The organism is Paenibacillus konkukensis (genome assembly GCF_023523925.1).
GTDB lineage: Bacteria > Bacillota > Bacilli > Paenibacillales > NBRC-103111 > Paenibacillus_S > Paenibacillus_S doosanensis.
On record NZ_CP027059.1, the window covers coordinates 2,266,928 to 2,286,350 of the forward strand.

Sequence of the window (19,423 nt, forward strand, 5' to 3'; positions counted from 1 at the left end):
CTTAAGTCCACCTCCAGCCTGGGGGATAATCGTTTTTCAGCATGCCGTCCAGCCACTTGCCCCAGCCGATCGGATAACCGTCCACACCGACGAGACAATAGCCTTTTTTCTTCTCCATTCCGTTTGCCAGCTGCACCCTCTCTTCCGGCATCTCCAGCGTCTCCCCTTTCAAATAGCGTACGACGGCCGGATCATCGGAGGACAGCGAGATGAACCGGCTGGTCTCCTGCAGTCGCAGCCCCATCGCCAGCGCATGAGCCGGCTCAAACCGCTGCTTCTTCAGGCTCCCCATATACCAGCCCGGGCGAATGACGCGGATTCCGCTTAAGTCGGGCAGCCCTTGCGGGGTTACATAGATGTGCTCTCCGTGCAGGGAAATAGAGTCCACCGGTACGCCCGGGGCCATTTGCCGCATAAACTCGTAAAACGGCTGCAAATCCAGTACCGGCTGCCTGCGCGTCAGCCCTCGCTCCCAGCCGTAACGCTCCTTGCTCCTCGATTTCGCCTTATCCTTGCCTCCGCTCGCTGCGGTCATTAGCGACGGGAAGACGCTTTGCTTCGAGGGCGCCGCCCGGCCGATGCGATGCTCCAATACGGCGACGAAATGCCCTTCGCCGCTAAGCTGATGCGGCCACAGCCGCGCCGCTCCCTGCAGCTGCTGAGCGGCCGCCGCAGCTTGCATAGAACTGACCTCCGTGATGTCGACCCAGCTTGGATTGCCCGGCTGAAACCCATGCCGCATCAGAACCGGAACTACCTGAAACTCAGGATGCGCCCCTAGAAACTCGGCGATCATCAGCTCGTTCTCCTCCGGGGAAAACGTGCAGGTCGAATAGACCAATCGTCCGCCTGGGCGCAGCATCGCCGCCCCCTGCTTCAGCAAATCCCGCTGCATTCCCGCATAGCGGTCCACCCAGGCGGGCTGCCACGATTTGGCCATCTCCTCTTCCTTGCGGAACATGCCCTCGCCGGAGCATGGCGCGTCGATCAATATTTTATCGAAAAAGCCTTGAAACGCCTCTTCCAGTCGCTCCGGCCTTTCGTTCAAAATAACCGCATTTCGGGCGCCGCTGAGCTCGATATTTTTGACCAGCGCCTTAACTCTGTCGGGATGAATGTCGTTAGTGACCAGCACGCCTTCCCCGGCCAGTTTGGCGGCAATCTGCGTCGATTTGCCTCCGGGCGCCGCACATAAATCGAGCACCCGCTCGCCGGGACGAACGTCCAACAGCTCTACGGGTGCCATCGCGCTTGGCTCCTGAATATAGTACAATCCGGCGTGGTAATAAGGATGCTTGCCGGGTCTGTCTTCCTCGCGATAATAATATCCTGTCGAAGCCCAGGGGATCGGGTCCAGCTTAAGCGACGTCATCCCCTGAAATTCCGGTACGCTGCATTTCAATGTATTGACCCGAAGTCCGTACCACCGCGTATCCTCGTACGAAGCGAGAAATGCGGGAAACTCCGTTCCCAATAACCGTTCCATCTTTGTTACGAATGCCTCAGGCAAGCTGCTGCCCATACTCGATGTCCAACTTTCCGCAAATATGCTCAATTTCTAGTTAACTTGAAAAAAGAAAATTTTATCCCCGTCCGTCTGCGATTGATGACGCGCCATCCAATGACCGTCCAACCAGCTGAAGTCCTGATTGTCCCAATTATATTTCTTATAGCTGAACGCTGCAACAAGGAGATCCGGCCGCGTGAACGAGCTGACAAACACCCTCTTGCTCGGCTCGTCGACGAAGGTCACTACGTCCTCCTCCTGCCGCAGATCGACCTGTTTCGTTTTCCAGCGGCTCATATAATAGCTGTTATCGGCAACATTAACGAACACCTGCTCCTCGTTGACCGGAGAGAGCGGTTCGATACATATTTTTCCAAAAACGATATCGTTCTTGTCCCAGCCGTCCGGAACGTCAACCTTGTTTAGTACGGTCATGTTTCCGGTGGTCATGTCGCCGATCAGCCAGCTCACCGTCTTTTTATACGGCTGGCCTTTGCTGCCGGTCGCCATGATATATTTGTGGAGCAGCACGCTCTTCTTGCTTTCGCTGTACCCTCCGAATTCCAGCCTCTCCTTCGAATCTTGTGGAAGAGCGAACCGTTTCAGCAAGTTCCCTTGAAGATCGACCAACTGTACGCCGCTTGAGAGCAGCAGCGTCCGGTTGTCTCCCTGCATTATTTGCTCGGGAGCGCGATCGTAGGTAAAATTATAATACATCACTTTCCCTTTTGCATCTGTTCCCGGATCGACATAGCCTTTCTCCTGAACAAACGGCTGTTTCACCGTCCCCGCGTTCATATCGATCCAATATATATCGCTTTGATAGCGGTTCGCCCCGAATAGAGCGATGCCGCTGGTTCCGATCGTCTCGAAATGTTCTCCCGCGCGAAGCTCGTTTGAACCTCCGATAAGACGCTGCATTTTTCCCGTAATAAGGTTATAATTGGCAATCCCGTTCAAACTGTCGCGGACGAACAAATGCTGCTTATCCGGAGTCAGCTCGGCGCTGTAAATGACAGGCGGAACGGCCGGCCCGTTGCCGGGAAGCGGTTCGTACCGGAACAGCTCCATGACCGGCGTAATCGTCTTTTGGCTCAGATCAAATTTGTTCACTTGATAAATCCATTCCTGATCCGCGTTCAGCACCGTCGTATACAGAAACTCGTCATCGGATACGAAGCCGCACAGCAGCGTCGATTGTTCGAACGGCTCGGGCGAAGGCCCGTACGTATAGCCGACCGTCTGGGTGGCGTATTGCCCGCTCGAAGGCTCCGCCACAGCTATATCCATTTGCGTCCAGGCTTGCTCTTCCTGGGTCAGCTCCCGCTCGATAAAATAGATCATGCGCCGCTCGTCCGCCGCTTTATATTGCTTCGTCACTTGCGCTTTTTTGACCGTGAGGGCGAACCCTCGGTTCAGCTTGACTTTACCGAGCTGCAGGGGACCGAAATCATGTCCGGGCAAATCCGGATTTTTCTCCTTATAAGCTTCCAATACTTGATAGGCAGGCGGGGATGGAAATAATTTGACGCGGTCTTCGTTCGTTTCCGCCGCGCTTACTTGGGTGGCCCGATTGACGCCCGGCTTACTGACCGAATAAACGGCGGCGAACAATACGATCAGCAGCAGCCCCCCTAAAACAAGCCATACATAAGGATGCACCGTTCTCAATCCGAATTTCTTCAAATTCCATTCCCCTTTAGTCCGCTATATAATGTGAACGCACTGCAAAAAGCCTACTGTTTTATTCCACGCTTTTGTCGAAAATCCTTCCATTATGATGTATGATTATTACAGACATTGAACTGGAAAGAGGGTATTTATGAAAAAGCTGGCTATTTATTTTTCCATCATTATCGTCCTGTTCGGCGCGCTTTACGTGATCAACCAGCAATCGGCAAAAGCCAAGAACGGGAAATATGCGAATAACGTATACGGCATTGCGCCGGACAAGCTGAATCCCGAAACAGTCAAGCAGCTGGACGATCCAAATTACCAAAATATTATATTGCCTGCCGATCTGGATAAGAAGCTGAACAATAAAGAAAATTTCTTCCTGTATTATTTCGCTTCGACATGCCCTCACTGCAAACGGACAACCCCCGTTCTCGCCCCGATGGCCAAAGAAATGGGCGTCGACATCAAGCAGTTTAACCTGGAAGAGTTCAAGGACGGCTGGGACAAATACGGCATCCAATTTACTCCCACGCTCATTTATTACAAGGGCGGCAAGGAAGTGGAGCGGATGGAAGGCGGTTTGGCCGGAGCCGGAGAACAGGGCTATTCCCAGGACGATTATAAACAGTTTCTTTTGAAGTATAAGAGCCAATAGAACGGTCCCGCAGCGGCCTTTCAAAGAAGAGCTGCCCCCATGTCCGTTACAATTAGAAACGGTTCGATGCTCGGTTCCGGGGGCTGCACCTACTGTACTGCAGCTCCCTTCCAGACCGTTCGAGCGCTTGCCCGTTCCCGAGAAAGATACATGGGGAGCGGCGCGCGAAAGCGCTATTTTCGCGATAAAAATCCAGCCTGCAGCCAAACCATTGTCTAAACGGATACGTTGGAGCGTCCTCCGGCGATGATTGAAGTTCCCACTCGCTATTCCAACTCGCCGCCGACTTCCCGGCCGCTTTTTCACCACGCTTTTAATAAGCTCAAACATTCCCGCACGGTAAAAAAGGACCTCACTGCCTGTAAACCTCCCCCATCGTTAGCGGTGTCTAACAATAGGAGTGCAGTTCACGGCAGCGGTCCTTTTTTTATAGTACACGTCAGTCTAAGGTTTTGCCCTACCCGGCTAGTGTTCTTCTCCCGGTACGGGAGGGTTCTCCCGCAGCGCCTCGACCATCGTCTCCAGCTCCGGGTCGGTTATGCGTATGTCCAGATCGTAGAAGTCGAACGGTTGTTCCTCGATCCGCTCCAGCTTCGCCAAATACAGTCGGCTGTCCCGGACCAGCCGGACGAGATCGATCCCCGCCTCGGCCTTCTGCCGGGGCTCCAGCTTCTCCAGCGCGGCGGTAAACAGCTTGACCGCTCCGCTTACATTGCCGTTGCGGTGATGATACAACCCGACCGCCACCTGCAGCAGCCCTTGGTACAAAGGAGCCCGGCCTTCTTCCAGCCATAGCTCCTCCATCACTTCGTGGCATTCGAAGTAATCCCGCGCGACGTTAAAGTAATATACGAATTCCACATAGAGCCGATCATAGGAGCTGTTCCCGATCATCTGTCGTCCCCCTCCCGGCCAATCCGGCTCAAGATTCATCCTGCTGCCCTTTTTTCGCCCGGGCGATGGCTTCGTCGATGTCGCTGAGCAGCTCCTTGAAGAACCACATGTCATCCGTCTCCCAATGCTCGTTGAAGCGGAGCTGGAACTGCGCGGCTTCGCGGACGCGCCTGTAAAAATACAGCTCCTGAATGCCGTTCAGCACTCGGGACACCATATTCGACTTATCCTCGAACAGCTGCTGCGATTCGACGATCTCCTCACGGATGCTGCTCATTTCCTGATCGAGCAAATATGCGGCTTCCGCCGCCTTGCTAAGCCGTTTAATGACATCCTCCGGCAAGCTTTCCCGGTATTTATAATTGAGCGAATGCTCGATCGTAGCCCAAAAATTCATCGCAAGCGTACGGATTTGCACCTCGGCCAGCACTCGCTTCATCCCGAGCGCGGTTTGCACCGGATATTCTACAATCATATGGTAGCTCCGGTAGCCGCTTGGCTTTTTGTTTTTAATATAATCTTTCTCGTACAGCAGCGTCATATCTTCGCGCTGGCGGATCAGTTCGGCCAGCCGTTCGATATCTTCGACGAATTGGCACATAATGCGGATTCCCGCAATATCCTCGATACCGGTCTCGAGCTGCTCCATCGGCACGTTTAATCGTTTGGCCTTTTCCAGAATGCTCGAAATTTTTTTCACGCGTCCCGTTACAAATTCAATCGGAGAATATTCTTCGCGGCTTTTCAATTCGCCGCGCAGCGTCTTGAACTTTACTTTTAATTCCTCTACCGTCTGCTCGTAAGGCAATAAAAATTTTTTCCAGTCGAGACCATCCATCCGTGTTCCTCCATTCCTTTACCTTCTGTGGGCTGAACCGACCGCTTCCGCAATATGCTTGAAGCCGTCCTTCCTGAGGAGTGCCCGCAAACCTTCATTCAGCTTCCGGATTAATCCGGGGCCTTCATATATCAATGCCGTATATACTTCAACCAGACTCGCTCCGGCGCAAATTTTGGCATATGCGTCTTCCGCCGTAAATATGCCTCCCGAACCGATGATAGGAAGCTTCCCTTCCATAGCCGCATAAACGGTATGAATCAGCTTGGTGGAACGTTCCGTCAACGGCTTGCCGCTTAAGCCTCCCGCTTCTCCTTTATGAGGATGCGTTAAGCCCGCGCGCGATATGGTCGTATTCGATGCGATAATACCGGACACGCCGCTGTCTGCGATCGTACGCACGATATAGGTGATCTCGTCGCCCTCCAGATCGGGAGCGATCTTGACAAGAATCGGCTTCTGCGCTCCCCCGTGCTTACGATGCTGCAGCTCCATCTCGTCCTTAACGGCCGCAAGCAGTCTGGACAAATCGTCTCCATGCTGAAGATTACGCAGATCCGGCGTATTCGGAGAGCTGATATTTACCACGAAAAAATCTCCGTAAGCGTACAGCCCGCGGATGCATGCCCGATAATCTTCCTCCGCCTGTTCGTTCGGCGTCGTCTTGTTCTTGCCGATATTGATCGCAAGCGGTATCGAACGACGGCCCGTCTGACGCAGATGCTCGGCCATCGTTTCGATCCCGACGTTATTGAAGCCCATACGGTTGATCAGAGCCGTATCCTCCGGCAGCCTGAACAGTCTTGGCAGCTCATTGCCGGCCTGCGGCTTGGGCGTGACGGTGCCGACCTCCATGAAGCCGAAGCCGATGCTGGAGAAGCCCTGCACCGCCTTCGCATTTTTGTCGAGCCCTGCCGCAAGGCCCACCGGATTGCCGAAACGGATTCCCCACAGGTTCGTCTCCAGCTCCGGATATCGAGGGACTCCATACATTCCTCGCAGCAGCGCCCTGCCTCCCGGCAAACGGCTGGCCGTATGAAGCCCGTCTATCGTCAAATGATGGGCTTTTTCGGGGTCCATCCGAAATAACACCGGTTTTGCTATCTTCTTATAAAGCATGCTTGCTCTCCCCTAACCGTTCTTTAAGTTGCTCTCCTTGAACAGTTTATCGTTTTATCGAGGAAAAATAAAGAGGACAAGCCATGCAAAATGATGTTCTTCACCGGGTCCATTATGATAAAATATGCTTAAATCTATGAAAAGGCAGGGCGGATCTCTATGCACCGAAAAAAACCAACTTATTTGCAGCAGCGCAAACCGCAAGAAACCGTCAACAAAAAAGCGATTATCTGGGTCGGCTCCATATTCGTCGCGCTGATTGTGGTTATGGCCGTGTTGCTCGTCTTTAACAAGTGACGCAGCTGATTTATTGAAAAAGGAGCGCTTCTCTTCATCGCAAGTAAACTGGACCCTTAGTCAAGGACACTTTTAAAAAAAGAGTTAGGCCGCACTTAAGAGATGATTTCTGTATTGTACAGGAGTCATCTTTTTTAACCCCCACTGGTATCTGTAATGGTTATAGTAATGAATATAGCGCTTAATTTCTTGCTCTAGTTCAGAAAAGGATTTGCAATCGCGACTCTTCACATGGTCTTTCATATGGCCGAAGAAAGACTCCTGAGGGGCATTGTCCCAGCAGTTCCCCCGTCTAGACATAGATTGTCCTAACCCGTTATCTTTCAAAAGCTTCTGATAGACAGGACTCGTGTAGTGGCAGCCTTGATCCGAATGAATGAAAGCGTCCTGATGTAACTTCAACCGTCTTTGCCTCATCAGTGATTTGATCGTGTCTGTTGCAAGAGGGAGGTGGAGGGTCGTGGACAAGTTATGAGTGAGAAGCTCGCCTGTAGAAGCATCTAGAATGGTTGACAAATAAGCCGTCTGGGAATGGCCATATGGCAAGTACGTAATATCTGTTAGCAGAGCGAGACCTGGCGTACCTTTCTTAAAGTCTCTCTGTAACGTATTCTCAAGCGTGCGGTGTTCTTGCGTGGCTTTTGCCATCTTTCGGTAAGGATTAGCCTTTCGATGTGGACATACGAGGTTAAACTTGCGCATTAATCTTCGAATTCGTTTCAGGTTATACACGATATGGAATTCATTTTCTAACGTCATCTTAATGGAGCGAGAACCCTTCTTGAAGCCTCTTCGATGAAATGCCTTCTTAATCAAAGCACCGGCCTGCTCATCCGCTTTGATGCGTGCGAGCCGTTTGTCCGAGCTTTGAAGGTAGTTGTAGTACCCGGAACGAGACACACCAAGTAATTGACAGAAGTAACGCGTCATCCGTTCTAGGCCTTGCTTTACTGCATTTTGAATAAGCTCGAAACAGTCACTCTTGGGTAGGTTTTGTCCGTTTGCTAACAGCCTCCTTTCGTTCTTGTCTAACTTTTTTACGTATGCCAATTGAGCCTCCAAAAGTTTAATCTTCGCTTCCTGCTTCGCGATCATCTCTTCCTGGGATAAGGGGCGTTGTGAGGGGCGTAATGCTGCTTCTTTACGTGAGTCCGCTAGCCCCGTGATTCCGTCCTTCTCGTAAGCTTTCTTCCAACGATCCGCGCACTGCTCCACTCGCTTTATCCCGAGCATCTCCACATCAAACCCACTCGCCTCGAAAATCTCTCTAGGTGTTCGACCCGACATATATTGATCGATGAATAGACGTTTGAATTCATCGGCATAAGTAATCGATTTTTCGCTCACCCGCAAAACGTGCGGATTTAGCGCTAGTCGTTCACGTTCATATTTATTAAAATGCTTTTTGCTCATTTTGTTCGCCTCCACTGTTGTCTCCAGTATACAAAAAGGTACCCACACACTAAACACTTTTTTTGAAGTGTCCAGTGTATGGGTACCAGTTTAAAGAGATACGCTCCTTTTTGCCGTTGCAGCCCTTCACGGGCTTGAAGCCGTGTCGGCTCAATCAAGCCACTTGTACACCTTCCCCGGATTAGTCTCCTCGCTGGATACCGGCAGGCCGAACGGCGGCTGCCCCCGTTTGATCTCGGTCGGCAGCAGCCCTTTACCGATCGTCACCGGCGTTCCTAGCGGCGCCATCGCGAACAGCTCCTCAATGTCCTCCTGCAGCATGCGTACACAGCCGAGCGATTGATCCTTGCCGATGCTAGACGGCTTGTTCGTCCCGTGAATCGCATACTGCGTATCCGATAAGGTCATACCGCGGCTGCCGAATTCGCCGTTCGATTTGCCGTTCGGATTACGTACCTTCTCCGATATTTCGAAGGTGCCTTCCGGCGTCCTGCCGGCTCCGAGACCGACAGGATAGATTCGTACGATAAATCGCCCGCTGACAAGCGCCAGCCGGTGATTCGACTTGTCCACTACGATGGAGAGCGGCTCGCTAAGCGGCTTGACGAGCCCGCCTGTGCCTACTCCTTCGTCTCCGGCGGAGGAAGCGTCCGAAGCGGAAGCTTCCGCATCTGCCAGTACGGGAGCAGATGCCGCGGCCGCTGGCGCCGCTTGCCCTTTGCGTTCCTGGTACAGCTGCTCCATGAACGGGGTTGCGCCGGACAGCACGTTGTCCGGATAAGGCCTGCTTAAGTCGGCCAAGCTGTCCGCAGCCTCGCCATACTTAAGCTCGTATGCCTGAAGAGCGGAATTCAGCACAAGCTCCTGCTCCCTCTGCTGCGACCACGCCCGGTAGACGGCCTGCGGCTTGGCGGGGTCCGTCGGCTGACAGCCGCAGCTTTCGGCATCGTGATATTCGATTTGCTGCTGGGAAGCGTCCTGCCGGGCGGCGACGGACAACAGGATGTCCGGAGGCGTAAGCCAGGAAATCCAATCGCCGCCTGCCGCCGGCTTGCCGTAAGCCAATATGGCGTAACGGTTCAATCTCTCCTGCAGCAGCATTTGCTGCAGCGCCGCTCCCACCCTTTCCTTGGATTTATCGCCGGTCACATAATATACTTTCGTTTGTTGCACTTGATCTGCGGTCATATCCGGAGGAAGCGTGTAGGCTTGCTGACTCTGCCGGGTCTCGGACCCCCATTGCGGTGCGAATACGACGCCCAGCAGCAGTAGCAGAGTCAGACCGGCCAGCCTCAATCGGCCGAGCAGCTTGTTTCTTTTGCCGCGCCGCTCCCACAAAGTTAAGGACTGCTCCGATTCGGGAGAAACCGCAATCGTCCGGTTCTCGAAGGCCTCGTATATTTCGCCGGCCTGCGTATAGCAGTACAGCGCCTTGCCCCGCTTGCCCTGCGCATCGTACTCTCGGCCGAGCAAATACCAGGCCATTTTGTTCTGCGGATGCTCCCTGACGTACTTCTTCAAATATAACGGATCATCCAACGGATGGTGCTGAAAAAATTGGCGAAGCTGTTCATCGTGATCCTTCGGTTTCACCTCCGGCCCTCCCTCCCGCTTTCCAGCTTTCTCCCAGTAATATCGGCAGCGGCGGCGCCGTTTTAAAGGGCTTTCGGAAAAACATCGGGCGAACGCTTCCTCCGATTCATGCAAAAGCCCGGCATAACGCTTATGGCTAAACGTCGCCGGGCTTCCCTCGCTCATCTATATCATTCGTTTTTAGCTGTACTCGCAACACATTTACGGATGAACGTCTTCGAATTCCGGAAGCTCTCTGCCGCTGAAGCCGTCCAAATAATGCCGCCGCCGCATGACCGCTTCGAAAGCGTCCGCCATTTCCGGGTCGAAATGCGTTCCTTTGCAGCGGATAACTTCGGCGACTCCGTCGCGGTAACTTCGCCCTTTGGCGTAAGGTCTGTCCGTCGTCATCGCGTCGAAAGCGTCAGCAACGGCGACAATTCTAGCAAAAAAAGGAATTTCCGTTCCGCGAAGCCCCTCCGGATAGCCCGAGCCGTCCATTTTCTCATGGTGGTATTTGGCGACTTCGGTTGCCTGCAGCATTCTCTCGTACGGTTCCATCCGGGACAAGATCCGCGCCCCGATCGTCGTGTGGGAGCTCATGATCAGAAACTCTTCATCGTCCAAACTGTCCGCCTTCAGGAGCACCTTATCCGGCACTCCGATCTTGCCGATATCATGCATTAAGGCCGATTGGTGAAACTGAAAGCAGTCTTCCCCGGAGACGCCCAGCTCTTTGGCGATCCATAGCGAATAAAGAGCCACCCTGGAGGAATGTCCGGCCGTATAAGGGTCGCGCGAATCCAGCGCCAAAATAAGCGAGTGAATAACGCTCATCGACACTCGATGGTCCTTCGCGGCCAAGCCTTTATGTAACTCCTCGGCTGATTCCAGCATGAGAGAAAGCTCCTTATTGCGTTTCTCCAATTCCGTGATCTTGCTGTGCAGCTGCTGTAAGTCGGACACCGTTTCTCCTCCCGGTTCATGACAATCATACCTTTATCATAATCTAAAAGACCTATGATGTGAAGGGAACTCTCGAGCCCCTCCGCCATCATAGGTCTTTTCTCATACGCTTATTGCACCGACTGCTTTTTCCGGACAATGACCGTCCGCGTCGCTTGATCCCATTGCACGTCCAAGCCGATCTCTTCGGCAAAAAAACGCACGGGAACATAGGTCAGATCATGCTCGATGTAAGGAGCGGCATCCGTTTCATGAACGGCTGCAGGCTTGCCTGCTTCCGTCGTCGTCATGCCGGTCTTGCCGATATACAATTCGACGGTCGTCCCGTCCTTGCTAAGCTGCACGCTGCGATCCTCGTCCCGGTAAGTGACGTTGTAGCCGAGCGCCTCCGTAATGGCTCGCACCGGAACCATCGTACGGTCATTGACGATTTCGGGCGGCGCCTCGAACGCTATGATCCGAGAGCCCAGCACGACCTTGATCCCGTCATCCTGAGGCAGGTCGGAAGGCAGCTGATACAAGCTCAGCTTCCGAATCTTGTTGTTATACGAATCGGCGATGAAGATGTCGCCGCTTGCCGTCACCGCAACGTCCGTCGGCCGGTAGAACCGGGCATAACGGTCGATCCCGTCGTTCTCCCCGGTCGGCTTGCCGGCGTCTCCCGCCAGCGTGACGACTTGGCCGCCATGCAAATAACGGATCGAATGGTTCATGCTGTCGGCGATAAGAACGCCGCCTTCTTCCGTCAAGGCAAGCCCTGCAGGATAATTGAACATCGCTTTCTGAGCGTCTCCGTCGGCAAAGTCGCCTGGAACGTACAATTCGGTATTGCCGTACAGCGATCCGCCGGTCGCCGCCGATCCGGTTCCGCCGCCAGCTACCGTCGTCACTTTACCGGAGGAAAAATCCATATAGCGAATACGTTGGTTGCCCGAATCGCTGATGTACAAATTGCCTTTGCCGTCGATAGCCAAACCGGAAGGCTCGTTGAACTTGGACTTGGCGATCTCTCCGTCCGCATAATCGCCTCCCCATACGACTTGCCCCGGAGTTACTTCCACCGGCCGCTTGGAATCGGCGGTCAAGGTAGTGACTTGACCGTCCTTGGCAATACGGCGGATCGCATGATTCAGCGAATCGGCGACATAGACCGTCCCGTCAGGAGCTACGGCGACATCCTTCGGATGGTTGAAGGTCGCTTCCGTCCCTTTGCCGTCCTTGTCGCCGGTTAAGCCGTTGCCGGCCAGCGTCGTTACGCTGCCGGCCGGATCGATCTTGCGGATCGCGTTGTTGCCCGAATCGGCGACATATATATTGCCGGCCGCATCGGCGGCAAGCCCCGCAGGCTGCTGAAAGGCCGAGCGAAGCGCCGTTCCGTCCAGCCTTACGCCCATAGGCAAGCCCTTGTCGTCCCGGCCGATCAGCATGCCGGCGTAAGTCTTGACGCCTGAGCCTGCAATGCTTCGCAGCATATGATTTCTCGCATCGGTAACGAGCAGGCTGCCGTCCCCAAGCGGCAGCAGCGAGTCGGGATTGCGGAATGTGGACTCAAGCCGCTGCCCGTCATAGCTTCCGAAGTCGCCGCTGCCCGAATAAGTCGTCACATCCGTCATGATCTGTCCGTCGCTGCTCAGCAGAGCATCCGCAAAATTCGCCGCCCCCGCGCTCGTCCCGCCGCCCAGCAAGCATGCCGTCATAGCTGCGAAAACGAACAGCTTTCCTGTTTTCTTCATAAGCTTTCCAGTTCCCCTCTACCCTTATTCAATATATTCCTGCTTTTCTTACTTCACGGGAAGTGCGTCCGGCTGACTGGCCAGATTGACCTCGGCGATCACTTTGCCTGTCCGGTCGACCACTTTATAATAGATCAGCTTGACGTTCAGCGAGTTCACATCGCTTCCGGACAAGGCAAGCGGGATGGAGACAAGCGCCTGCTCGCCCGGTACCTCAATAGCTCCGGAGTCCGCTCCGAATGCGGAGGCCGCATAGATGAGCTCCGATTCGGCAGCGCCGGCGGACTGCATAAGCCGCTCGACGCTCTGCGACCGGGAACCGAATACAGTGTCACTGCTGCGAACGACCGTCCCGTCCCCCTTATAGCTAAGCCGGTTATCATAAACGAGATGCGCTTCTACCGCGTAGAAAGCGTTCGGTTTCACGAAATGCTTCATCGCCAAATTCGCCGTAACCGCGTTATTCTGTCTTGTGACCGATTGAAGGAAGATAGCCATGGACTGATCCACCGTTATTTTCGGCACGGCTACCGGAGCGCTGAGCAAGCCGCCGCGGTCCGTCACAATCGTCAAATCATCCAATACGATAACCCCGCCCATGAAGCCGGTCAGCGGAATCGATACTTCTTGATCGCCTTGACCGGCCGCCTCGGCAATCGTTACCCCCTGCCTCATGACTTTGACCTTCGTATCTATCGGCGCCTTCACGACGATGATCGGCGTATTCGTTGCCAGATCGGTTTGCGGGCTGATCAGAATCGGAGCATCGGAAATCGTAATGGCCGGCAAATACACCGGGCTGCTCGTCATGCCGCTTCTTACCGCGACGACTGTCAAATTGTAAGTGCCTTCGGGCAGCGTCTTCAGCGTCAAGGCGACGTCCCGATCTCCCGCCCCGGGCGCGGATGCAAGCAGCTCGCTGCCGTTATAAATCCGCAGTTCGGTATCTTCGGGCGCTCTTGCTTGAACGACTGCCGGATTAAACCCGGTCGCCGCCTGCTGAGGGCTCGTCACCGTCGGACTCGGAGGCTGCTTCAGCGAGGAATGCGATCCTCCGCCTCCTCCGCTTCCTCCGGACGCGGTTGTGCCGCCGCCCTGAGGCGCGCTGTTGGCGGCTGCGCTGTCCAGAAACCGCTGCAGCTGCTCGCCGCTAAGCTGGGACATATATTGAGCCATCGCGCTTTGATTTGCGGCTTCAAGCGCTTTTTGATTCGCCTCGTCGATCTTTTGTTTTTCAGCCATCAGTTTATCCAGCATCTCGCCCAGGCTTTGCTGCATTTGGGCCAGCTGCTGCATCTCAAGAGCCGCCTTGTTGAATTCGGAAGCTTGCTGCTGCTGCTTCAACTGCGCTACTTCAGGGTCCAACCCTGCGCTTCTATCGATTGGCGGAACGTTATTAAGATCGATTTTTCGCTGCTCATTTTGAATCTTTTGGTTAGCCTCATCGATCGCCTTCTCGGACAATTTCCTGTTGTCGACGGCGGCCTTGGCCAAATTTGGAACAAGCGCGTCGAAGTTTTGGGTCACTTTATTCAAATCGTCGTTATTGTTAATCTTCAAAATGCCGCTTGGGTCGAACTGCATCGATCCCTGCTTAAGCTTTTGCTTGATCTGATCATTTTCCTGCTGCAGTCCTTGAATGTTGTTCAGCAGCGCCTGAATAACCTCGGGAGGAGCCGAACTAACGATTTCTTCCGGATTGACGTAGTCTACATTGACGCGCAGGTCGGATACGCCGGTTCGCGAATCCAGATTAATTTGCTGGGAGGGATACACGGTGACATGCTGTCTCTCCTGATTCGGTTTGTCCGCATTTCCCGCATCATAGCTGGTTACGGTCGTAGCGCTGACGACGCCGGCAGCTACGAGCATCGTCGTTTGGCCGGTAACCGGATTTACACTCGTATACAAGTACGTGCCCCGGACTCCCATGACGGCGGTCGGGGTTTCAATCTCGAAATCGTCCTCCGAGCCGACCAGACTCTTGACCTTCGTCCAGGCCGATCCCGCCCAAAGCTTAAACTTGGACGTCTTGCCCCCTCCCTGGTTGGTCAAATCCGATATGGACACTTCCGCGTTTTCGCCGACGGTAATTTCATCGTCGTGATCCGCCGTTCTCAAGACAAGGGAAGCCCCGCTTCCCGTAGAGACAAGATCTCCCTCATTCAGGCTCATATCCTCATAAACCGTATACGATTTGGAGCCTCCCGCCTTGCGCACGGTGACATCGCCGCTGACTTCCGCCACAATCGCTACGCGGCTCGACTTGGCCTGTGCCTGCGGAGCCATAGCGGATGCCAGCAAAGAAAATATGAAACAAAAGACGAGAATTATAGAAAAAAACGATTTGCAGTTTCGCAGCCCAATCCGGTTCGCAGCTCCCACAACCTAACTCCTCCTAAAGACATCATTCTATGAATCTTGCGACTCTATGACTCTATATATTTCATTGTAAAATGACAACCAGCAATTGACAATGCATAAATTGGCGCATTATGACGCCGCCTCCGGTTTTTTCGGCACCGCAGGAGCGGCTTTCCAGCCGGTCACTTCGTACAGCTTGAGCGGTTTGCTTTTTCCCTTCATCAGCTTCTCTCCGACGTATTGATATTCGAAATAAAGCTTGGTTAATTCATAGGTCGCTTCCGATACGAGAATTTGGTTCGGTCCCGTATTGGATTCGATTCTCGCCGCCGTGTTGACGTTATCCCCGATCGCCGTATAGTCGACGCGCAAATAGGAACCGATATTGCCGACGACGACGTCGCCGGTATTGATGCCGATGCCTACGCTGATGGTCACCCCGTATTTGTCCCAAACGTCGGCCCGCACCTGCTCCATGCCTTTTTGAATCTCGTAAGCGGTCTTAACGGCGTAATACGGATGCTCCGGAACGTCGAGCGGCGCATTGTACAAAATCATCGCGGCATCCCCGATAAATTTGTCGATCGTTCCGTGATTCTCAAGCGCCCGTTCCGTAATCAAGTTGAACATCATATTGAGAAAATCGACCACTTCCTCGGGCTTCAGCTTCTCCGACAGCGGGGTGAAGCCGCGCACGTCGAGAAATAAGATCGACAGCTCCTTGCTGATGCCCCCGAGGCGAATATCGGAATCGTTCCTTGCGATCTCCTTGACCAGATCGGGTGATATGTACCGGCCGAACTGCTTCGTAATGTAATTTTTTTGCTTCGTCTCAAAATACGTTTTCATAGAGATATTGACCAAATACGAAATAAGCCCGCTCGCAACGGCTCCAATCGTATCTATGTACAGATCGGTGTAGGCGAAGGAAACGTATTGGACCGCGAGCAGCAGCACGGAGCATCCGAACACGGCGATAACGCCCAGAATCGGCTTCAGCTTCCATGTCAGCAGCCCGAACAGCAAAATCATGAACAAAACCGAAGCGACCGTCCATGCGCCGCCGGCAGGCTGTATCCATTGCTGCTTCAGCAGCTGATTCAATATGTTCGCATGCGCATACACCAGATGCATATGCTGCTCAACCGGCGTGATCCCTTCATCCGAACCTGGGGCGGTATAACCGACAAGCACCATCCTATCCTTGAAAGCGTCGTCCGGAATGGCGCCGCTCAGCACCTTGGCGAACGGAACCGTCTCGAAGTCTTTCTCCGTCGCATCCCATTTGATATACATCTCGGACTTGGGCCGGTTTTGCAGTGCGGGCTTATCCAAATACTTGCCGACGTCCACTCCGCCCAGCTGCGCCATAGCGAGCGCCAGCGATGGGAACACCCCTTCCGGCGTTTCGATCTGCAGCCAATTCGTGCGAATCACCCCGTCGGAGCTGTCGATCGCCGCATTGATATGCGCCTTGTTCGCGTACTGCCGAAACATCGGAATAGGCTGCTCAATCGTTCTGGCAGAGATCAGCTCTCCCTCCTTGACCTTCGTTTTCCGCTCGAAATCCCCTTCTACGCCGGCATGAGACGGAAGGACAATATTATTGTAATGAGATAACGCCTCGGAAAACTGCTTGTCGCTTTCGGGATTGCCGCTCTCGGTATAAAATTCGATATCGAAGCCGATTACCTTGGCTCCGGCCTTTTCCAGTTTCTGAATGAGCTCTGCGTATACTTTTCGATCCCACGGATAAGGTCCGACCGATTTAATAGATTCCGTGTCGATACCTACCACGACGATATCCTCATGCGGCTGCCCGGTCATGGACTGCTTCAGATTAAAGTCCAACGCCTGATTCGATAGCACCTTCCAAAGACCTATCAATAAAAAAATAAAACAGACAAGTACAATAATTGCGTTGCCGGTCGCAATGACAGCGGGTTTGCTGACACTCTTCTTCATCCATGACCCTCCAGACCTAGTTTCGTCCTAATAGTAACACAAATTTTCCATAATAACATAAGTATTGTACGGCTGAAACAAAAAAAGCTTCACCGCTAGGTCTACATACCTAGTGATGAAGCTTTTTTCGTAAAACCGCGCCAATCGGGCGTTATTAGTTGAACGGGCTGTCGGCCACTTTGATAGAATCCGTAGGGCAGCCGTCTTGAGCGTCTTGCAGATCGTCGTACAGATCTTCCGGAATTTCCGTTACGCCTTGGTTGCCGTCGCCTTCGTAAATAACTTCGGCAAGACCTTCGTCGTCGTAATCGTAAATATCAGGAGCCGTCGCGCCACAGGCTCCGCACGCGATACAGGTATCTTTCTCAACCCAAGTGTATTTTGCCATTGTTAATATCCTCCCTAGTTAAAACCTCATAATGTATCCTCAACCTAAAATATAATATAAAACTCCTGAAAGTTCAAATAAAAACTGTCCCGGACGGAAGTCTAGCTCCCTGATTTGACGCGCTCTTGTATAAACTTTCCTATCATTGCAATATCATCCGGATGGAAAAAAGGAACTCCTTCGATACGATATTTCTCCAGCTCCGCAGGAGCGACAACCGCGATAGGCGGTTTGGCGAGCAGTTGCAAAATGCGGGCCTGTTCTTCATTGCGGAAAATCGCCAATTGATCGTGTCCGGCCCGCTTGAAGCCCTCGATCAATATGATCTCCAGCGGCCCGGCCTGATTCGACCGCAGCTCGCCGACGAGCTGTTCCAGCAGCCTTGGTTCCCGCCGGTAAACGATGTACGAATCGGGGGAAACGACTGCGGCTGCCGCGGCTCCCGCCGCAATAAATCCGGCCGAATCCGTCCCTTCCGCTTCTTTATAATGCCCATGAGCATCATGTTTAATAACCCCTGTACGGACTCCCCGTTCCTGGAAATAAGCGATGAGCCGGGAAACAAGCGTCGTTTTGCCGCTGTCCGAGAATCCGGCGAAGCCGATGCATTCCTTCATTTACTCTTCCTCCAATGGCTGCTCCTTCAAATGATCCATCTGCAGCGAGGTTCCTCTCGTCTTGTGATTGCGGATTAAAGCAGAGGGGTCATTGCCGAGCATGCCTGCCGTAAGAACCGCATGTTCCCCGAATTTATCGCGCAGCGCATCCATCGCCCGGTTCAGCTTCTCCTTGGCAGGCTGCTTCTGGTAATCGAATAAATCGAGCTGAATCGGCGCGTCTTTTTTATCGAGCAAACTCTGCAAGGTGATTCCGAGCAAGCGGACGGGCTTGCCTGCGGGCCAATGATCTTCGAACAGCTTGCAGGCCATATGATAAATATCTTCCCGGTTTTCGGTCGGCGCATTCAGCTTCGAAGCCCGAGTAATCGTCTTCATGTCCGGATCGCGAATCGTAATCTGCACCGTCTGCGTCATCAAATGCTGCCTGCGCAGCCGCCGTCCGACCTGATCGGCCAAATTGAGAAAGACGCGATGAATATCCGCCGTCTCCGTATAATTCGTAGGCAAAGTCGTCGTATGCCCGATCGATTTGCTCTGGTCCTGCTCGGGCTCTACGGGTGACGAATCGTCTCCGTTGGCCGCGCGTTTCAGATGCGCCCCCATGATGCCGAAATGCTCTTCCAGCAGCTTGTCGCTCGCATGGGCGAGCTGGCCCAGCGTATGAATGTTAAGCCGCTTCAACTTATCGGACGTCTTGCCGCCGATTCCGTACAAATAAGCGCACGGCCGGTCCCACAGCAGCCGGGGAACGTCCCTTTTGCGCAGCACGGATATGCCGCGCGGCTTCTTCATGTCCGAGGCCATCTTGGCCAGCAGCTTGTTCGGAGCCACCCCTATCGAGCAGGGAAGCAGGAGCTCGTCGGCGATCCGCCGCTGGATCAGCTCGGCAATCTCAAGAGGAGTTCCGAACTGCTTGGAGCCGGTAATATCGACGTAGCATTCGTCAATCGACATCGCCTGAACGAGCGGCGAGTAATCGTAGGCAATTTTCATGAAGCGTCTGGAAAATTGCCGGTATAAATCGAAATCGGGACGGATAATGATCAGCTCGGGACATAGCTTCTGCGCCTGGCCGACGAGCATCCCCGTCTTGACGCCTCTGCCTCTTGCCGCATAGGAGCATGTCACGATAATGCCCTTGCGCAGCTCTACGCTGCCCGCCACCGCCGTCGGCTTGCCTTTATACAATTCAGGTTCTACGGCTTCGTGGACCGAGCAGTAAAACGCATTCATATCAATATGAAGAATAACTCTTCCGTTAACAGGATATGCTTCTTTATTTTCCATGTTCATACTCGGAGCGAAATGGACCCGAATATCGCCCTGCACGCCGCATGGTGGTGCACCCCCAGAATCATGTTACGTTCAGCATAAATGTTTGCGAAAGCAAGGTCAAGCACGGCGAACCGTCTATT

Annotated in this window: 16 protein-coding genes; 2 read left to right on the plus strand and 14 right to left on the minus strand. The window is 53.5% G+C overall.

Going from position 1 to position 19,423, the window contains the following annotated elements; all coding sequences use genetic code 11:
• Window position 1: 1 nt before the first annotated feature.
• Window positions 2–1,522 (minus strand): RsmB/NOP family class I SAM-dependent RNA methyltransferase, encoded by a 1,521-nt coding sequence (locus SK3146_RS09675; RefSeq protein WP_249864875.1) that lies wholly within the window; start codon window positions 1,520–1,522, stop codon window positions 2–4.
• Window positions 1,523–1,558: 36 nt separating this feature from the next.
• Window positions 1,559–3,193, minus strand: a complete 1,635-nt coding sequence (locus SK3146_RS09680; RefSeq protein ID WP_249864876.1) for a hypothetical protein — start codon at window positions 3,191–3,193, stop codon at window positions 1,559–1,561.
• Between the two features lie 136 nt (window positions 3,194–3,329).
• On the opposite strand from SK3146_RS09680, the gene SK3146_RS09685 reads away from it, so the two are divergent.
• On the plus strand, window positions 3,330–3,839 hold the full coding sequence (locus tag SK3146_RS09685) for a thioredoxin family protein (RefSeq protein ID WP_249864877.1): 510 nt from the start codon (window positions 3,330–3,332) through the stop codon (window positions 3,837–3,839).
• Window positions 3,840–4,304: 465 nt separating this feature from the next.
• Here the strand turns inward: SK3146_RS09685 and SK3146_RS09690 are convergent, their stop codons facing one another.
• The 3 genes from SK3146_RS09690 to SK3146_RS09700 are packed head-to-tail and all read right to left on the minus strand — an operon-like array spanning window position 4,305 to window position 6,690.
• Window positions 4,305–4,733 carry a DUF309 domain-containing protein gene (locus SK3146_RS09690; protein ID WP_249864878.1) on the minus strand — a complete coding sequence of 143 codons (429 nt, stop codon included), beginning with the start codon at window positions 4,731–4,733 and terminating at the stop codon, window positions 4,305–4,307.
• Window positions 4,734–4,761: 28 nt separating this feature from the next.
• Window positions 4,762–5,571, minus strand: a complete 810-nt coding sequence (locus SK3146_RS09695; protein ID WP_249864879.1) for a GTP diphosphokinase — start codon at window positions 5,569–5,571, stop codon at window positions 4,762–4,764.
• Window positions 5,572–5,589: 18 nt separating this feature from the next.
• On the minus strand, window positions 5,590–6,690 hold the full coding sequence (locus SK3146_RS09700) for a quinone-dependent dihydroorotate dehydrogenase (RefSeq protein ID WP_249864880.1): 1,101 nt from the start codon (window positions 6,688–6,690) through the stop codon (window positions 5,590–5,592).
• Window positions 6,691–6,849: 159 nt separating this feature from the next.
• Between SK3146_RS09700 and SK3146_RS09705 the strand changes: the two genes are divergently transcribed.
• The gene (locus tag SK3146_RS09705) at window positions 6,850–6,987 is read left to right on the plus strand and encodes a hypothetical protein (protein WP_249864881.1); all 138 of its coding nucleotides are present in this window, start codon (window positions 6,850–6,852) and stop codon (window positions 6,985–6,987) included.
• A gap of 84 nt (window positions 6,988–7,071) precedes the next feature.
• Here SK3146_RS09705 and SK3146_RS09710 read toward each other — a convergent pair whose 3' ends face one another.
• The 9 genes from SK3146_RS09710 to SK3146_RS09750 all read right to left on the minus strand — a co-directional run bounded on the left by SK3146_RS09710 (window position 7,072) and on the right by SK3146_RS09750 (window position 19,301).
• Window positions 7,072–8,400: an IS3 family transposase gene (locus SK3146_RS09710; protein WP_249863244.1), complete on the minus strand. Its 1,329-nt coding sequence runs from the start codon at window positions 8,398–8,400 to the stop codon at window positions 7,072–7,074.
• A gap of 150 nt (window positions 8,401–8,550) precedes the next feature.
• The gene (locus tag SK3146_RS09715) at window positions 8,551–9,993 is read right to left on the minus strand and encodes a L,D-transpeptidase family protein (protein ID WP_249864882.1); all 1,443 of its coding nucleotides are present in this window, start codon (window positions 9,991–9,993) and stop codon (window positions 8,551–8,553) included.
• A gap of 201 nt (window positions 9,994–10,194) precedes the next feature.
• Entirely contained in the window at window positions 10,195–10,938 is a 744-nt protein-coding gene (locus SK3146_RS09720) for an HD-GYP domain-containing protein (protein WP_249864883.1), read from the minus strand.
• Between the two features lie 110 nt (window positions 10,939–11,048).
• Window positions 11,049–12,671 carry a stalk domain-containing protein gene (locus SK3146_RS09725; RefSeq protein WP_249864884.1) on the minus strand — a complete coding sequence of 541 codons (1,623 nt, stop codon included), beginning with the start codon at window positions 12,669–12,671 and terminating at the stop codon, window positions 11,049–11,051.
• A gap of 48 nt (window positions 12,672–12,719) precedes the next feature.
• Entirely contained in the window at window positions 12,720–14,960 is a 2,241-nt protein-coding gene (locus tag SK3146_RS09730; protein ID WP_249864885.1) for a FecR domain-containing protein, read from the minus strand.
• Window positions 14,961–15,164: 204 nt separating this feature from the next.
• Entirely contained in the window at window positions 15,165–17,000 is a 1,836-nt protein-coding gene (locus SK3146_RS09735) for a CHASE2 domain-containing protein (RefSeq protein ID WP_249864886.1), read from the minus strand.
• A gap of 154 nt (window positions 17,001–17,154) precedes the next feature.
• Entirely contained in the window at window positions 17,155–17,388 is a 234-nt protein-coding gene (locus tag SK3146_RS09740) for a ferredoxin (RefSeq protein WP_249864887.1), read from the minus strand.
• A gap of 101 nt (window positions 17,389–17,489) precedes the next feature.
• Window positions 17,490–18,005, minus strand: coding sequence for a molybdopterin-guanine dinucleotide biosynthesis protein B (gene mobB, locus SK3146_RS09745; protein WP_249864888.1), 516 nt, complete (start codon window positions 18,003–18,005; stop codon window positions 17,490–17,492).
• Entirely contained in the window at window positions 18,006–19,301 is a 1,296-nt protein-coding gene (locus SK3146_RS09750) for a DNA polymerase IV (RefSeq protein ID WP_249864889.1), read from the minus strand.
• Window positions 19,302–19,423: the final 122 nt, after the last annotated feature.

Bases quoted from the DNA above. Each gene is read 5' to 3' on its own strand.
- SK3146_RS09675 (WP_249864875.1), bottom strand. From the start codon at position 1,522: ATGGGCAGCAGCTTGCCTGAGGCATTCGTAACAAAGATGGAACGGTTA.
- SK3146_RS09685 (WP_249864877.1), top strand. From the start codon at position 3,330: ATGAAAAAGCTGGCTATTTATTTTTCCATCATTATCGTCCTGTTCGGC.
- SK3146_RS09690 (WP_249864878.1), bottom strand. From the start codon at position 4,733: ATGATCGGGAACAGCTCCTATGATCGGCTCTATGTGGAATTCGTATAT.
- SK3146_RS09695 (WP_249864879.1), bottom strand. From the start codon at position 5,571: ATGGATGGTCTCGACTGGAAAAAATTTTTATTGCCTTACGAGCAGACG.
- SK3146_RS09700 (WP_249864880.1), bottom strand. From the start codon at position 6,690: ATGCTTTATAAGAAGATAGCAAAACCGGTGTTATTTCGGATGGACCCC.
- SK3146_RS09705 (WP_249864881.1), top strand. From the start codon at position 6,850: ATGCACCGAAAAAAACCAACTTATTTGCAGCAGCGCAAACCGCAAGAA.
- SK3146_RS09710 (WP_249863244.1), bottom strand. From the start codon at position 8,400: ATGAGCAAAAAGCATTTTAATAAATATGAACGTGAACGACTAGCGCTA.
- SK3146_RS09725 (WP_249864884.1), bottom strand. From the start codon at position 12,671: ATGAAGAAAACAGGAAAGCTGTTCGTTTTCGCAGCTATGACGGCATGC.
- SK3146_RS09730 (WP_249864885.1), bottom strand. From the start codon at position 14,960: ATGGCTCCGCAGGCACAGGCCAAGTCGAGCCGCGTAGCGATTGTGGCG.
- SK3146_RS09735 (WP_249864886.1), bottom strand. From the start codon at position 17,000: ATGAAGAAGAGTGTCAGCAAACCCGCTGTCATTGCGACCGGCAACGCA.
- SK3146_RS09740 (WP_249864887.1), bottom strand. From the start codon at position 17,388: ATGGCAAAATACACTTGGGTTGAGAAAGATACCTGTATCGCGTGCGGA.
- mobB (WP_249864888.1), bottom strand. From the start codon at position 18,005: ATGAAGGAATGCATCGGCTTCGCCGGATTCTCGGACAGCGGCAAAACG.
- SK3146_RS09750 (WP_249864889.1), bottom strand. From the start codon at position 19,301: ATGAACATGGAAAATAAAGAAGCATATCCTGTTAACGGAAGAGTTATT.